Genomic DNA, 15,859 nt, shown 5'->3' with positions numbered 1-15,859 from the left:
TAAGTCATTGAAAAATATCGATTTAATATATGGCACAGCAATTGCTATTACTGTTTTTATGTAATAACTTTTGGACGTAAATATTATGGCAGACGAAGAGCAAGAGCAAGAAACAGCAGTTGAAAATGCGGTGGGTTCTAAAAAGAAGTTAATCATGATCGCGGGCGGTGTTGTGTTGGCCATTATACTGCTAGGCGCTGGCTTGTATTTCACAGGTTTTTTTGAAGCAGAAAAAGATCCGGTTGTGGGTGAGTCAACAGAAGCTATTGAAGAAAAAGCAGATGAACAGAATGCTGATGAGGCTGAAGCGGTAGCCGTTTATCAAGCATTGACGCCGCCGTTTATGGTTAATTTTTCAGACGGCAATATAAAGGTCTTAAAACTGGCTATCAGTATTATGGTCGATGATGAAGGCGTTATTGATGCGGTAAAAAAACATGACCCTGTGATTCGAAACAATATTCTAATGATGCTGTCTGCTCAAGATCCTGAAGTACTCAAAACATCAAAAGGAAAAGAACAGCTGCAATCAGATGTTAAAGAAGAAATTAATAAAATTTTAGTTAAGAGAAGCGTCTCTTCTAACGTAAAAGAAGTCTTTTTTACAGACTTGGTCATGCAGTAAATGTCTGATTCGGATTTATTATCGCAAGATGAAATTGATGCCTTATTGCAAGGTGTCGATGGTGGCGATGTTGAAACAGAAACAGGCGTTGATGCGCCAAACGGTGAGGCGAGCAATTATGACTTTAATAGCCAAGATAGAATCGTGCGTGGGCGAATGCCAACACTTGAAATGGTTAATGAGCGCTTTGCACGTTATTTCCGCATTAGCCTGTTTAACTTCTTAAGGCGCTCAACAGAGGTGTCTGTATCAGGCATTCAAATGTTGAAGTTTTCAGAATACGTCCAAAGCCTGTTTGTACCAACTAACTTAAATATTATAAAAATAAAGGCCTTACGTGGGTCAGCCTTGTTTGTTTTTGACCCAAGCTTGGTCTTTATGATTGTGGATAGTTATTTTGGCGGTTCTGGAAAATTTCATAATACGAGCGAAGCACGCGAATTTACAGCAACAGAAATACGTGTAGTTCGAATTGTTTTGGACATTGTTTTTGAAGACTTGATGAAAGCATGGGAGCCGGTTTTAAAACTTGAGTTTGAGTATGTTAATTCTGAGGTAAACCCCCAATTTGCCAATATCGTTAGCCCGACAGAGGTGATGGTGGTATCGACTATTCATCTTGAGCTTGAAGGGGGTGGCGGAGATATTCAATTTAGTTTGCCATACAGCATGTTAGAACCGATTCGTGAACTGTTAGATGCCGGTATTCAAAGTGACCGTGGTGATATTGATGTCCGTTGGAAGTCTGCATTAAGGAACGACATTAAAACAGCAGATGTGGATATTAACTGTGTATTACTAAAGAAAGAAGTTTCACTTAAAGAGGTTTTATCCTTTAAGGAAGGCGATATTTTACCGATTACCTTACCAGAGCAGGTCATTGTTGAGTCTGGAGAAATGCCATTGTTTAGAGGCAAGCTTGGTGAAAGTAATGGACACTTTGCGGTGAAACTTCAAGAGAAGATGGAACGTGAAGAAGTGAAGATTTTGGTCAATGATGAGGAATAAAGAAAATGAGTGATGACGATAATACTAATGACACTTCTGACCTAGGTGGGACAGCAAATGAGCCATCAGATAACAATGCTGATTGGGGCGATGAGAGTACTAATGAACATGATGATGCACAAGCAGCAGCGTTCGCACCTGTCTCTGATACCAGCGCGCCTAGCAGCATGGACAGCGAAATAAATCTGGATGTTATTTTAGATGTGCCAGTGACTGTTTCAATGGAAGTGGGTAATACAAAGATCAGTATTCGTAACTTACTTCAGCTAAACCAAGGCTCGGTGATTGAGTTAGACCGCCTAGCTGGTGAACCGATGGATGTGCTGGTGAATAAAACGCTTATCGCGCGTGGTGAGGTAGTGGTTGTGAATGATAAGTTTGGCCTGCGTTTAACGGATATTATCAGCCCCGCCGAGCGAGTAAAGAAGCTGAAGTAATGAACTACTTACGGGCTTTATCATTGATGTTCACTTCAACAGCTGCCTTCTCATCGGTGCCAACTGCTATTGGTTCGAATAGCGTAGATCCGTTCTCTACAGCGAATCTAACGCAGTGGACGATAGGTTTGTTCTTTGTTTTATTGCTGATTCTTATCGTTGCTTGGGCGGCAAAGCGTTTTACAGGGCTAGCCTCTAGTCATAAAGGTCATTTGAAAGTACTGTCTGGAGTGTCGTTGGGGCATCGAGAAAAAGCAGTCTTGATACAGGCGGGTAATCAACACCTGCTACTTGGTGTTGCACCGGGTAGGGTGGTGACCTTGCATACCTTTGAGGCCGGTGAAATATCTCAAAGCCTTAGTCAGGAAGAAGCAGTACCGACAGCTTTTCAAGACAGTTTAAAAAAAGTAATGAATAAAAAGGGCGCAGAATGAAAAGGCGACTATTGTTTATTATTTTTTTCTCTCTTGTTCCCATGACTAGTTTTGCGGCGAATGGCATTGAGGCCATTACTATCGCTGGAGACGGTAAAAGTTATTCGGTCACTCTGCAAATATTAGCAGTTATGACATTGCTGACAGTTTTACCAAGCTTGTTAGTAATGATGACCTCGTTTACACGAATCATTATTGTTTTTTCCATTCTTCGCCAAGCGATGGGCACACCACAAACACCTAGCAATCAAATTTTGTTGGGGCTGGCTTTATTTTTAACTTTTTTCATTATGTCGCCAGTGTTAGAAAAGGCGAATGAAGAGGCTCTGCAACCTTATTTAAACGATCAGATAGCGGCAGATATAGCTATTACAAAAGCAATAGAGCCGTTTCGTGGCTTTATGTTGCGCCAGACCAGAAGTGATGATTTGGAAATGTTTGCCAGAATTTCTGGAGCGGAGCCTATCACAGATGAGTCAGATGTGCCGTTATCGCTGTTATTACCGGCGTTTGTGACCAGTGAGCTGAAAACAGCGTTTCAAATTGGGTTTATGATCTTTGTTCCTTTTCTTATCATCGATATGGTCGTGGCCAGTGTCTTGATGTCGATGGGTATGATGATGTTATCTCCATTGATTATTTCCTTGCCATTTAAGCTGATGTTATTTGTTTTAGTAGATGGCTGGTCGCTGATTATGGAGACTTTAGCCGCGAGCTTCTTTACTTAGGAGGTAGAACTAATGACACCTGATAGCGTCATGAATTTAGGCGAGCAAGCCTTGCAAGTAACGGTCCTTTTATCGGCACCTATTTTATTATCAGCGTTAGCCATTGGTTTTATTGTTGCGATGTTTCAGGCTGCAACTCAAATTAATGAGCAGACATTAAGTTTTGTTCCTAAGTTATTGATCACCGTTGTTGTTTTATCTATTGCCGGGCCATGGATGTTGCGCTTAATTATTAATTTTACGCGCCAAACATATCTAAGTATTCCTGATTTAATCGGTTAAGCGGATACTCTAAGCGTGGTCTATAGTGAACAACAAATCATGGCTTGGGCATCGAGTTTTTTTTGGCCCTTGCTTCGCATAAGTGCCATGTTTATTGCAATCCCTGTGTTTAGTGGGCGTTTTGTTGATAACAAAATTCTTGTTGGCGCAGCATTGATGGTGACATTTTTTACGCTTCCTCTTTTACCTGAACACCGAGCGATTGATGTGTTGAGTCATGAAGGCATTATGACGGGGTTGCAACAATTATTGATTGGCCTGTCAATGGGGTTTGTTTTGCAGTTGGTATTCAGTGCTATTATTTTTGCAGGACAGGGAATTGCTTACAGTATGGGCCTAGGTTTTGCCTCGATGATGGACCCAACTACCGGCGTCAGCGTACCGGTGGTTAGTCAATTTTATTTGGTACTGGCTACTCTTTTGTTTTTAACACTTGGGGGGCACTTGGTGTTAATTGAAATGTTGATCGATAGTTTTAATACCCTACCGATTGGTGCTATCGGCATGGAGCGTTCGGACATTTGGTCCATTATTGCCTGGTCAAGCAGAATTTTTTCAGCTGGGCTATTAATGGCATTACCAGCCATTGTGTCGTTATTAATGGTCAATATTGCCTTCGGTGTTGTTACAAGAGCAGCGCCACAACTTAATATTTTTGCGGTTGGTTTTCCCATTACACTCATTTTAGGAACATTATTAATGTGGGTTACCCTTCCGTCAGTACTTGGAAATTTTACTAATTTGCTGGCAGAAAGTTATGGTGTGATTGGCGACTTTTTACGGATAAGGCGTTGATATGGCGACTGATAACGACCAAGAAAAAACCGAAGAACCCACCGCCAAACGTGAGGAAGACGCCCGAAAAAAGGGTGATATTGCACGCTCTAAAGAACTGAATACGGTCGTTGTTTTAATGGTGGGCTCGGTGATGATTTGGATGACCGGTGAGCGCATCATGAAAGGCATGTGGCGCGTGATGGAAGAGGCTTTTACGATAGAAAGAAGCACTTTGTTTGACCCTTTAGCATCAATTAACAGCCTTCAGTTCGCTATGCAGGAGGCACTAATGTTCGTGGCCCCTTTTTTAGCGGCGATGGTGGTTGCTGCGTTAGCGGCTCCTATTGCGATGGGGGGCTGGTCATTTAGTGCTGAAGCCTTTGCTCCTAAGGCAAGCAAAATGAATCCGCTTGAAGGCTTTAAGCGAATGTTCGCGATGCGCAGTCTAATAGAGCTGGTTAAATCTTTACTTAAGTTTGGCTTAATATTAGGCATTATGGCTTTGTTAGTGGATATCTATTTGCGCGAGTTTATCTATCTTAGTCAATTACCGTTAGAAAATGCCTTGCTTCGAGCCAGCGATGTGATGACCTTATCTTTTGTCATTTTATGCTCGTCTTTATTATTGGTCGTGGCGATTGATGTGCCGTTTAGTTTATGGGAATACAAGAAAAAGCTAAAAATGACGCTTCAAGAAGTGAAAGATGAAATGAAGCAGACCGAAGGGCGGCCCGAAGTAAAAGGTAAAATACGTCAATTGCAACAAGAAATGTCACAAGGAAGAATGCTAGAAGCGGTACCACAGGCTGATGTTATTGTGACCAACCCCACGCATTTTGCAGTAGCACTTAAATACGAGGAAGGTGGAAGCGATGCCCCCATCGTTGTTGCTAAAGGTGCGGATTTAATAGCCGCGAAAATAAGGAATATTGCGGTTGGTAATGGGGTTACGCTGGTTTCAGCACCACCTTTAGCTAGGGCCTTATTCTTTACGACGGAAATTGATCAAGAAGTCCCTAAAGGGCTTTACCTAGCGGTAGCTCAAGTCTTGGCATATGTTTATCAATTACGAATTGCAACACAAAAGCGCTGGAAGAAACCAGTCGCGCCAAGTGATATTTCTATTCCAGATGAATACAAAAAATATACAAACAACACCGATTAGCGTTTAACAAGGTAGCAATAGACGATGAATTTTAACGACATTTCAAAAATTTTATTAGATTTCGCGCGAAATGGTTTAGGTGCACCCATTTTGATTATGGTCATCTTGGCGATGTTGGTGCTGCCATTGCCACCCTTTTTGCTGGATATGTTATTTACCTTTAATATTGCGTTGTCGTTGATTGTTTTATTGGTAGTGGTTTATGCATTACGGCCACTGGATTTTGCTGTTTTTCCAAGCTTCTTATTGGTAGCTACGCTATTACGGCTTAGTTTAAATGTTGCATCAACGCGGGTGGTTTTACTTGAGGGGCATAATGGTGGTGATGCTGCCGGTAAAGTGATCGAAGCATTTGGTGCGTTTGTTATTGGTGGTAACTACGCGGTTGGTTTAGTAGTTTTTAGCATCTTGATTATCATTAATTTTGTGGTAGTTACAAAGGGTGCAGGCCGTGTCTCAGAAGTGAGCGCTCGGTTTACTTTGGATGCAATGCCGGGTAAACAAATGGCTATTGATGCAGACTTAAATGCGGGGCTGTTAACCCAAGATGAAGCACGTGACAGACGAGCAGAGATTAGTCAGGAAGCTGATTTTTATGGTTCGATGGACGGGGCTAGTAAATTTGTTCGTGGTGATGCTATTGCAGGCATTTTGATTCTACTAATTAATATTGTTGGCGGCCTTGGTGTGGGTGTGTTGCAACACGACTTGGCTTTTTCTCAAGCAATGGAATATTACACATTGCTAACAATTGGTGATGGTCTTGTGGCGCAGATCCCCGGCTTATTACTCTCTACCGCAACAGCCATTATCGTGACGCGAGTGAATAGTAATCAAGATATGGGTGAGCAGGTGTCACTGCAAGTACTTAGTAACCCGAAAGCATTGGCTATTGCTGGTGCGATTATTGGCGTATTAGGGTTGATTCCAGGAATGCCCAACTTAGTGTTTATGTCATTGGCCGGTGCCTTAGGTTATGTTGCTTATTTAATGCATAAAAAACAGCAACAGGCAGAATTAACACCTGTTGAGCTTGATTCGCCTGTACAAGCATTGCCAGATGAACCAAAAGAACTGTCTTGGGATGATGTGGCCCCAGTCGATATGATTGGCCTAGAGGTGGGCTATCGGTTGATTCCCTTAGTTGACAAAACGCAAGGTGGTGAGCTGATGTCAAGAATTAAAGGGGTACGGAAAAAGCTCTCGCAAGAATTAGGCTTTTTAATTCCATCTGTGCATATTCGTGACAACCTAGACTTGGCACCGAATGTGTATCGCCTAACATTGATGGGCGTTAATATTGGCGAGGTTGAAATTCACCCTGATAGGGAATTGGCGATTAATCCAGGCCAAGTATTTGGTGATATTCAAGGCATTGCTACAAAAGACCCCGCGTTTGGTCTAGACGCGGTTTGGGTTGACTCATCGCAAAAGGACCAAGCACAAACAATGGGCTATACCGTTGTTGACCCTGGGACTGTTGTGGCAACACATTTAAGTCAGATTATTCAAACACATGCGCATGAGTTATTAGGCCATGAGGAAGTTCAGCAAATGCTCGATACGCTGAAAAAGTCAGCGCCAAAACTGGTTGAAGACTTAGTACCAGAAACCATTTCATTAGGTACAGTTGTTAAAGTGCTGCAAAATTTATTACAGGAAAATATTCCGGTTCGAGATATGCGAACAATTGCCGAGACACTGATTGAACATGGGCGTAGCAGTCAAGATGCTGGCGCATTAACAGCGGCCGTTAGAATTGCCCTTGGCCGCTCAATAGTCCAGAAAATCAGTGGCTTAGACAGTGAACTGTCAGTGATTACTTTAGATCCAGATTTGGAACGCTTATTGCAACAAAGCTTACAAGCGTCAGAAGATGGTAGCGCAGGATTGGAACCAGGGTTAGCAGAAAGAATGATAAATGCATTGCAAGAAAGTACTCAAAAACTAGAAATGGAAGGGAAAAGTGCCGTTCTTCTAGTCTCTGGCTTTTTGCGCCCTTGGTTAGCTCATTTTGTTCGCCACTCAATATCAACATTAAATGTTTTGTCGTATAACGAAATCCCTGAGGATAGACAAGTTCGTGTTGTTGGGAGTGTTGGGCAAAATGGATAATAGACTTAACGAGGTTATATTCGATGAAAATTAAACGTTTTTTTGCTCCCGATATGCGTGAAGCACTTAAGCTGGTCAAAGAGCAGCTGGGTGCGGATGCGGTTATCCTATCAAATAATAGAGTAGACGGTGGCGTCGAAATTGTGGCGGCTAAGGATTATGATGAGCAAGCCATTCAAGCAGCGGCCGATAAGAAAGAAACGTTGCTAGATGCTAGGTTGGATGAGGAGCTACAAGATGACAGGGTGTCAATAGACTGGAATGAGCCGCCTAAGCAGGCGTTTAGAGAGGACTATACGCCGGGCCACAAAAAACCGGCGCTGAAACAACGGTTAGCTAAACCAAAACCAGCAAAAAACAAACCGGCAGGGGTCGAGCCAACATGGGTTGAAGACCCAGCTATTAAGGCAGTTAAACATGAATTAGACATGATGCGGCATGAGTTTAGAACCGTATTAAACGAATTGTCTTGGTCAGACCGGACGCAACAAAACCCAGTACGAATTGATGTTATTAGACGATTGTTGGATACCGGGTTTTCAAAAAAACTAAGTGTTAAGTTGGCCGAAACGGTTGTTACAGAAACAGAGCTTGAAGAGGCGTGGCTTAATTGCTTAACACTAGCCGCCGATTCACTACCTATTATGGAGAACAAAATACTTGATGACGGTGGTTTGGTCGCTTTAGTGGGCCCTACAGGTGTGGGTAAAACCACCACTATCGCAAAAATTGCTGCACGTTTTAGAATGCGTCATGGGCCTGATTCATTAGCATTAATCACAACAGATAATTTCCGTATTGGGGCTCATGAGCAATTGAGTAATTTTGCTAGAATTTTAGGTGTGCCTATGCGTGTTGCTTCTACCGAAGAGGATTTCCAAGATGCATTAACGGATTTCGTCGATAAACGGTTGGTATTGATCGATACAGCTGGGATGAGTCAACGAGATATTCGGATGACAGAACAGTTCAAATTATTGCAAGACGATAAGTTTGAGATAGATAATTATTTGGTCATTTCGGCGACTACCGAATCTAGGGCTATGCGCGAAGTGATTAAAACGTTTGCAGATGCAGAGCCAAAAGGCTGCATTCTTAGTAAATTGGATGAAACAGATTGCCCTGGCAGTGCACTATCTGCCATTATTGAACAACAAATACCCTTGGGTTTTGTAACAGATGGGCAACGAGTACCTGAAGATCTCCATTACCCATCTGCCAGCGAGCTTATGGCAACGTTTATTGAACCCAGTGAATTATTAGCAGATGAAGAAGATATTGGTTTATCTGTGTTATTAGATGGGTCTTCGCGACATGCGAATGTTTAAAGAAGGCTTGAATCAAGCATCAGGAATGAAACAGATGACAAATAAAAAACCTGTGAGAGTGATTGCAGTAGCCAGTGGTAAAGGTGGGGTGGGTAAAACAAATTTATCTGTAAACCTGGGAATCGCTTTTTGTAAATTAGGCCGAAAAGTTGCGCTGCTTGATGCAGATATGGGGTTAGCCAATGTTGATATTTTGCTGGGGCTGCACCCGGAATTTAATTTAACCCATGTGTTAAGTGGGGAAAAAACGTTAGACGAAATTGTTGTTGAAGGCCCTCAGGGCTTAAAAGTCATTCCAGCCTCATCAGGTGTTCAGCATATGGCAGAAATGGGCACGCTGGAACAAGCTGGGATTATTAATGCGTTCAGCGAATTTCAAGAAGAAATTGATTTATTATTGGTTGATACCGCAGCGGGCATTCATGGCGGTGTGATTAATTTTGCAAGGGCTTGTCAAGAGGTGTTGATTGTTGTTTGTGATGAACCAACGTCATTAACCGATGCGTATGCGTTGATTAAGTTGTTAAACCGTGATCATGGCCTGTCTCGCTTCCATATTATTACCAATATGGTGGAGTCGCTTCAACATGGGAAAATGCTGTACCAAAAGCTCTGTAAAGTCACGGATCAATATCTTGATGTAGCGCTGTATTTTACAGGTGCTGTTCCATTTGATCCAAGTCTCCGTAAGTCAGTTCAAAAACAACAAGCAGTGCTTGAGTCTGCGCCAAATAGTCACGCCGCCGTGGCGATTAAAAACCTAGCAAATAAAATTGATCGATGGCCTGTGCAACGGGGTGCGGCAGGTTATTTAGAGTTTTTTGTAGAACGGCTTATTCAGGCGAGTTAAATAGGAGAGTTGACGGAGTGAACGGCATTGCGATGTATACCAACCTTCAAGCAAAAACTGCTGGGGAACTGGTTGCTACACATGCGCCTTTAGTTAAACGCATTGCTTATCACTTATTAGCGAAACTACCGGATACTGTTTTAGTAGAAGACCTTATTCAAGCAGGTATGATAGGTTTATTAGAAGCCTCTAATAACTATAAAGATAACTATGGGGCTAGTTTTGCAACGTATGCTGGAATTCGCATACGAGGCGCCATGTTGGATGATGTTAGGCGCACCGATTGGACGCCTAGGTCGGTGCATAGAAAAGCGCGTCAAATTACTGAAGCGATGCGACGTATTGAACAGCAAACTGGGCGAGATGCGCGTGACACAGAAATAGCCGCGCTGCTAGATATCACAATAGAGGAATACCATAAAATATTGCAAGATAGTACATGTTGTCGGTTATTCAGTACCGATGAGATGGAGGGAGAAAGCGACCAAGTCTCTACAGAAAATATTTTAGAAAACATCAATGAAGAAGACTTTAGAGTGGCACTAGCAGGGGCCATTTCTAGCTTGCCGGAAAGAGAGCAAATGGTCGTATCATTGTATTATGATAATGAACTAAATTTAAAAGAAATAGGCAGTGTATTAGGGGTAAGTGAATCACGAGCGTGTCAAATTAATAATCAAGCAATGCTTCGCTTGAAATCACGTTTGGTAAATTATGCGCCCTCATAAGCATCAGGTATTAAGCCTAATAATTAAGACAATGGAGCTGTATTGATGATTTTTCATTCGATGTTATTCGCCCTAAACCAGGAGAGTGTAATTTGGATATTTTGACCATTTTGGGCGTAATTATTGGCTTTGGTGCTATTTTAGGTGGCAATTTTATGGATGGTGGCCACCTGTCTGCGTTGATTAATGGCCCGGCAGCCTTGATTGTGCTGGGTGGAACCATTGGCGCAGTTTTGCTGCAATCACCCGCAAAAATATTTTTTGGTTCACTTAAGTTATTAAGCTGGGTGCTCTTTCCTCCTAAGCTTAAGCTAAAACAGTCAATCACTAAAATTATTGAATGGAGCGAAATTGCTAGACGCGAAGGGTTACTCGGTCTAGAAGCGGTTGTTGATGATGAAGAAGATGAGTTCGCTAAAAAAGGAATGCAATTATTGGTTGATGGAGCTGAACCAGAAGTAATACGCGATATATTAATGCTTGAATTAGAAGCGCTAGAAGAAAGGCAGTTGCTGAGTGCAAAAGTGTTTGAGTCGATGGGTAGTTATGCACCAACAATCGGCATTATTGGTGCTGTTATGGGTCTTATTCATGTTATGCAAAACTTGTCCGACCCAAGTAAATTAGGAGCTGGTATTGCAACCGCATTTGTTGCAACCATCTATGGTGTAGGCTTAGCTAACTTATTATTTATTCCTATGGCCTCCAAATTAAAAGTTCAAATTCAAGCATACTCGCAATCTCGAGAAATGATGATAGAGGGGATTGCGGCGATAGCCGAAGGTGAAAATCCACGGAATGTTGAGATAAAGCTTCAAGGGTATTTATAGTCAATGGCAAGACGCAAAAAAAAGCTTGAAGAGGTTGAAAACCATGAGAGATGGATGGTTTCTTATGCGGACTTCATTACCCTTTTATTTGCCTTTTTTGTGGTGATGTATTCGGTCTCGTCGGTGAATGAAGGGAAATATAGAGTGTTATCAAGCACTTTAGATGGCGCTTTTAAAGGTCAGCCTAGAACCATGAATCCAATAGAAATTGGCGATGTTCTGCAAAATAAAGCGCTGATTGAAAGGCTGATGGAGCTGGAAGGAGGGGGCGATAAAATGATTCCTGAGCTATTTTCTGAGGCCAAACCACAACAAACAGCTAAAATTGTTGATAGTGACATTGACAGTGATCAAACAATAAGTGAAGCGAAAGTCTTAGGCCAGTTAGCCGACAATTTGGAGTCTGGTTTGTCCCCACTAATAGATAGTGACCTTGTGTCGGTTAAAAAAAATGACCTTTGGGTCGAAATTGAATTGAACAGCAAAATGTTATTTGGAAGTGGTAATGCGAGCTTGTCTGATGAAGCGTTAAGAGTCTTATGGCAAGTCGCCAAGCCAATTAGAAAATTAAATAATACGGTGCAAGTAGAAGGATACACGGATAATATTCCGATAAATTCATTTGAATACCCTTCTAATTGGGAATTATCTGCCGCACGCTCAGCCAGTGTTGTTCATTTATTGACTAAATATGGGATCGATCCGCAACGTTTGGCGGCGGTTGGTTATGGCGAACACCACCCAGTTGAGGATAACCGAACCCCAGAAGGGCGTGAAAGGAATAGACGAGTGGTTATTGTGGTTCAATCGAATGCTATTTCACGTTTTGCAGAAAAAAGAAAATCAGCGCAGGCGGTTATAGAAGAGCCTATGGTTGTTGAAAAGAAAGCGGTCGAATTGCAAGAAGCGATTGAGTTGCCAATGGGTAATGTGAGTGAATCAAATGAATCGACAGCTGAAAAAATAGAGAAGCTTGAGAAAGCCAAAAATAGTCGGTTTAATAAATTTTTGAATTAATATATGGGTTAGTAAAGATGGCCAGTATAAATAAAATAACACCAAGTAGAGCTGTTCGTCCTGTTAAGCCGAACAATAAAAATAAACCAGACGCTCAAACAAATAAAAAAATTGAAAAGCAACGACCAAAAGATACTGAGGATGACTCAGTGCCTAAACATATAGACGAAAGGGTTTGATGGAATTTTATATACCTATAGTTGTTACCGCGCTGCTGTTGGCGGTGGTGATGCTGTTTTTTCTAACCTATAAACAATGGTGTAGAACTAAAGCACTAGAGTCTACAGTTAGCCACCTTGGTAAGAAACTTAACACGGTTCAACATGATATTTCAGCCCTTTGTGCGAGTGGTTTAGGTGTTGATGAGCGCGTGGGTGGGGCAGAGCGGCGTGTTCGTAGTTTAATGGGCCGTATAGAAGAATTAGAAGAAAGCGATACGTTTGAGCACTTACAAGAGTTCCAAGGTGCGATAGAGTTGGCGCAAAAAGGGGCTAGCGCTGATGAAATTGTTGAAAAGTGCCACCTAACAGTTGATGAAGCCAGTTTACTGATTCGCTTACATAAGGCTTAGTCTGGTTGCTCTGTATAGTTGTCTGGTACTTTACCGGATAGTAAATAAGCAAAGGCAATGACTTCTGCAACGGCTATATAAAGTGCTTCGGGAATTTCATCTCCGAGAGGAATACTACTGAGTATTTTGACTAATTCTGGGTTGTGATCAAAGGGGATGTCATTAGCAATAGCAAGGTCAATAATGTCCTGTGCAAGATCACCCCTACCTTTTGCGGTTATAGTAGGTGCATGTTGGCCGTCGTATTTTAAAGCAATGGCAATATCAGCAGGGTTTACTATGTCAGTCATTAGGCCTTCTCACTTAAAATAGATTCGCTAGGTTTGTTGTTTTGCATTATCGGGCCTGGCCCTTCTTGTAACTGAATACTATCGGTCTTTAAGTTGGCGCGGTTAAGTTGTTCTTTGAAGGTATTTAAGTGACGATCAATTAGCTGCCGTGTTTCGAGTTGTTCTGCCCAAAAATGACTGCTGATTTGATGGTTTTGAAGTGTGAGTTTGTTTTTAATGAGGCCTAATTTTGGAGGGTTCATTTCAAGCGAAACGACCCATTGAGGGTTCGTCTCATTCGTTTTTTTACGAGAGGGGTCTTCTTGTTCAATTTTTAGAAAAACAGACTCCGTAGCTTGTTGGTTTAGAAACGGAATTTCAATTTGCCATGTTTGGCGACCGGTACTGTTATCGATATTGCTGCTTGCCAGTTGGTTTAGCGTTATTTTAGAAAGCGCACCTTCTGTTTTATTGAGTAAGGCCTTTATTTGTTGGTCGAATAATTGCGCTGCGCTTGCCTGTTGTGTCATAACGGTAGGTTTTACTGAGGACGATGGTGCCGCTTCTTGCGTTAGTCTTTGTGGCTGCGCTTTTTGTTGGCTTGCTGTGGAGTTTGGCCAGGCATTCAATAATTGTATGAGTTTAATAAGGTTTGCCTTTATATCAACGCGAGAGAGCTCAGTAGATTGTTGGTTTAATGCTTTAGTGGCTAAATGTTCGAGTGGAAGCTGATGTCTGGTTGTTGCGTTATCAGAATGGTTTTTTAAAGCGGCTTTATTGTCCAACAGCATTTTTTGTAAGGTTGGTTCTAAAAACACACCTGAGTGCTGGACTGCGTCTTTTAGTCCCGCAGCTGTTGTTATATTTTTTTGCTTGGGCAAGGTGTGAATAATATTATTGGCTAAACGCCGAAGCTGAAGTAATTGCAGCGCCAGTTCTTTTGACTGAGTCAGCGCTGATTGAACTGTTTGCTTATTAATCCCAGCAAGCACTTCGCCGAGTGGCTGATGGAAATCACTGACGGGAGTTTGTTTTGGAAGTAAGTGTCGTAAGCTTAACGGTATTTGTTGATTGGCTTGTGGTGGCTGTTTAACGTTTAGGATCAGTTCAGTAGGCGTTCTGTCGACTATCACGTTAATCGTTTGACCAACAGTGACGGGAATATTTGTTTTTACCGCTATCAGTTGATTACCCAAATGGATAATAACGTCATGCTTATTGGCTAATTGATCGACTATTTTTACTTGTAAGGGTTGACCGGTTTGGAGCTTGTCTATAATTAAAGCTGTCTCCCTAGTTGCTGTTGTTACGTGGGTTGGGAGGCTAGGTATTTCCAATGAAGCTAGGTGGCTATTTAATTGAAAAGTTGTTTGACGATAGTCAGTTCTTCTTGTGCATTTTCCAACACATCAAGCGAATCATTAGGGTCTCGGAGCAACTTGGTCAGCCGATTATAAGCAGGTACAGAAGATGCTTCTGGGTAGTGACTTTTGTGAGGGGTGTTTTTAAAACTGAGTAATTGGGCAACAATGACTAAGTCCGTATAGTTAGCGGGTTGATCATTTTTGCGCTCCCAGTTTTCAGCATTAACGGCTAACTCAACGAAGTCCTCAGTGAAATTCCACTTTTCTAATACCATCTTGCCGATAACAGGTGAGAGCTTTTCAAGCGTCTGTTGTACTTCGGTTTTGTTATGTATTAAATTTGGGTGTTTGTCTGCATGAGTTAAAATAGGTATGGATCCGATATCGTGTATCAAGCCGGCTAACATGGCCTTGTCAGTATCAAAGCCCTTAAGCTTTTTTGCCATGACAGCGCAAATTCCTGAGACATCTCGGCTATGTAACCATAACGCTGAGATCAAATCCTTTACGTCTTTTGTTTTAGCTGTGAAAACCATCCTCATGGTAAAAGTGGTAATGAGGTTGCTGATGGCTTTTATTCCTAATCGAGTGATCGCAAGCGGGAGGGCTTCGATTTTTTCTCGTCCCCTAAATAAGGGACTATTTGCAACTTTGATTAGCTGAGCGGTAATAGCGGGGTCTTGTTGGGTGATTTTTGCAATCGTGTCTGACGTTGCATGAGGGTCTGTGATAGCAGCGCGAACTTTTACCGCCGTTTCTGGAATAGATGGCAATATTAGTTTACCCGCTTGCATTTCTTGGGTAACTTCAAAGTAAAGTTGGTTATACAGTAAGGAGTCCTGACTATTATCAAGAATCTCAACGTTGTTATTGGGCAGGACCTCGTTTAATAAATCATCTAATGTGCTGCGCTTAACAGATAAAACGGTGACGTCTCCAAGTGCAACGGCTGTGGCTTGGTGAGGAGATGTATTATCAATGGGAAAGCGGGCTTCCATTTGACCACCTTCTATAATTCTTTCTTTTTTGTTACTAAACGTTAGCTGTATTTTACCTTCTAATAAGTAAGTTTGTTTGTCATCACTACTACCCTCAGAAAACAATATGCTATTGGAATCATATTGTTCCGTTTTCACCATTTCTTTAAGTTGCTGCTTGCTATTATCAGAGAAGTTTCTGATAGGAAATAAGGTGTTAACTTCTTCGTTTGTTAGGCTTCTAATGGACATTTTTTATACTGCTTTTTTAAACTGCTTTGTAAGTTATGATTTGAGTTAAAATTATCATTAATCACCAATCACCCTATTATTCAGTTAAATATAGCCCTTTCT

General features: G+C 41.8%; 19 protein-coding genes. 16 read left to right on the top strand and 3 right to left on the bottom strand.

Translation table 11 applies throughout. The features are described from left to right. Positions 1-85 precede the first annotated feature (85 nt). From CYCPU_RS0108020 to CYCPU_RS0107945, 16 genes are all read left to right on the top strand, one after another. On the top strand, positions 86-625 hold the full coding sequence (locus CYCPU_RS0108020; RefSeq protein ID WP_016390014.1) for a flagellar basal body-associated FliL family protein: 540 nt from the start codon (positions 86-88) through the stop codon (positions 623-625). Next, positions 626-1,633: a flagellar motor switch protein FliM gene (gene fliM / locus CYCPU_RS0108015; protein WP_015006348.1), complete on the top strand. Its 1,008-nt coding sequence runs from the start codon at positions 626-628 to the stop codon at positions 1,631-1,633. Between the two features lie 5 nt (positions 1,634-1,638). Beyond that, positions 1,639-2,070: a flagellar motor switch protein FliN gene (gene fliN / locus CYCPU_RS0108010; protein WP_020162453.1), complete on the top strand. Its 432-nt coding sequence runs from the start codon at positions 1,639-1,641 to the stop codon at positions 2,068-2,070. Then, on the top strand, positions 2,070-2,504 hold the full coding sequence (fliO, locus tag CYCPU_RS0108005) for a flagellar biosynthetic protein FliO (protein ID WP_020162452.1): 435 nt from the start codon (positions 2,070-2,072) through the stop codon (positions 2,502-2,504). The genes fliN and fliO overlap by 1 nt, the downstream gene beginning before the upstream one ends. Further along, the gene (gene fliP / locus CYCPU_RS0108000; protein ID WP_016390016.1) at positions 2,501-3,232 is read left to right on the top strand and encodes a flagellar type III secretion system pore protein FliP; all 732 of its coding nucleotides are present in this window, start codon (positions 2,501-2,503) and stop codon (positions 3,230-3,232) included. Before fliO ends, fliP begins: the two co-directional genes overlap by 4 nt. Before the next feature lie 12 nt (positions 3,233-3,244). Further along, entirely contained in the window at positions 3,245-3,514 is a 270-nt protein-coding gene (gene fliQ, locus CYCPU_RS0107995; protein ID WP_015006344.1) for a flagellar biosynthesis protein FliQ, read from the top strand. A 39-nt stretch (positions 3,515-3,553) separates the two neighbouring features. After that, positions 3,554-4,309 (top strand): flagellar biosynthetic protein FliR, encoded by a 756-nt coding sequence (gene fliR / locus CYCPU_RS0107990; protein WP_020162450.1) that lies wholly within the window; start codon positions 3,554-3,556, stop codon positions 4,307-4,309. A gap of 1 nt (position 4,310) precedes the next feature. After that, on the top strand, positions 4,311-5,456 hold the full coding sequence (flhB, locus tag CYCPU_RS0107985; protein ID WP_015006342.1) for a flagellar biosynthesis protein FlhB: 1,146 nt from the start codon (positions 4,311-4,313) through the stop codon (positions 5,454-5,456). A gap of 24 nt (positions 5,457-5,480) precedes the next feature. Next, on the top strand, positions 5,481-7,571 hold the full coding sequence (gene flhA / locus CYCPU_RS0107980) for a flagellar biosynthesis protein FlhA (protein ID WP_020162449.1): 2,091 nt from the start codon (positions 5,481-5,483) through the stop codon (positions 7,569-7,571). Between the two features lie 23 nt (positions 7,572-7,594). Next, a complete protein-coding gene (gene flhF / locus CYCPU_RS0107975; protein ID WP_020162448.1) occupies positions 7,595-8,899 on the top strand; it encodes a flagellar biosynthesis GTPase FlhF in 1,305 nt (434 codons plus the stop codon). Next, a complete protein-coding gene (locus tag CYCPU_RS0107970; RefSeq protein ID WP_015006339.1) occupies positions 8,892-9,749 on the top strand; it encodes a MinD/ParA family protein in 858 nt (285 codons plus the stop codon). Before flhF ends, CYCPU_RS0107970 begins: the two co-directional genes overlap by 8 nt. 17 nt (positions 9,750-9,766) lie before the next feature. Beyond that, positions 9,767-10,477 carry an RNA polymerase sigma factor FliA gene (locus tag CYCPU_RS0107965; RefSeq protein WP_015006338.1) on the top strand — a complete coding sequence of 237 codons (711 nt, stop codon included), beginning with the start codon at positions 9,767-9,769 and terminating at the stop codon, positions 10,475-10,477. A gap of 92 nt (positions 10,478-10,569) precedes the next feature. Beyond that, entirely contained in the window at positions 10,570-11,307 is a 738-nt protein-coding gene (locus CYCPU_RS0107960) for a flagellar motor protein (protein WP_016390021.1), read from the top strand. 3 nt (positions 11,308-11,310) lie between these two features. After that, complete coding sequence (gene motD, locus CYCPU_RS0107955) at positions 11,311-12,324, top strand: flagellar motor protein MotD (protein ID WP_020162447.1); 1,014 nt, start codon at positions 11,311-11,313, stop codon at positions 12,322-12,324. Positions 12,325-12,341: 17 nt separating this feature from the next. Continuing rightward, positions 12,342-12,503, top strand: coding sequence for a hypothetical protein (locus CYCPU_RS12050; protein WP_020162446.1), 162 nt, complete (start codon positions 12,342-12,344; stop codon positions 12,501-12,503). After that, positions 12,503-12,895 (top strand): DUF2802 domain-containing protein, encoded by a 393-nt coding sequence (locus CYCPU_RS0107945; RefSeq protein ID WP_015006334.1) that lies wholly within the window; start codon positions 12,503-12,505, stop codon positions 12,893-12,895. The genes CYCPU_RS12050 and CYCPU_RS0107945 overlap by 1 nt, the downstream gene beginning before the upstream one ends. Here the strand turns inward: CYCPU_RS0107945 and CYCPU_RS0107940 are convergent. From CYCPU_RS0107940 to CYCPU_RS0107930, 3 genes are read right to left on the bottom strand one after another with little or no spacing between them, the layout of a single operon-like run. After that, the gene (locus CYCPU_RS0107940) at positions 12,892-13,185 is read right to left on the bottom strand and encodes an EscU/YscU/HrcU family type III secretion system export apparatus switch protein (RefSeq protein ID WP_020162445.1); all 294 of its coding nucleotides are present in this window, start codon (positions 13,183-13,185) and stop codon (positions 12,892-12,894) included. The two genes, CYCPU_RS0107945 and CYCPU_RS0107940, sit on opposite strands and share 4 nt — an antisense overlap. Beyond that, positions 13,185-14,501 carry a flagellar hook-length control protein FliK gene (gene fliK, locus CYCPU_RS0107935; RefSeq protein WP_020162444.1) on the bottom strand — a complete coding sequence of 439 codons (1,317 nt, stop codon included), beginning with the start codon at positions 14,499-14,501 and terminating at the stop codon, positions 13,185-13,187. Before fliK ends, CYCPU_RS0107940 begins: the two co-directional genes overlap by 1 nt. A 17-nt stretch (positions 14,502-14,518) precedes the next feature. Next, complete coding sequence (locus CYCPU_RS0107930; protein ID WP_020162443.1) at positions 14,519-15,757, bottom strand: HDOD domain-containing protein; 1,239 nt, start codon at positions 15,755-15,757, stop codon at positions 14,519-14,521. Positions 15,758-15,859 lie beyond the last annotated feature (102 nt).

The organism is Cycloclasticus pugetii PS-1 (genome assembly GCF_000384415.1).
GTDB lineage: Bacteria > Pseudomonadota > Gammaproteobacteria > Methylococcales > Cycloclasticaceae > Cycloclasticus > Cycloclasticus pugetii.
This window is presented reverse-complemented; position numbering and strand designations above follow the sequence as displayed.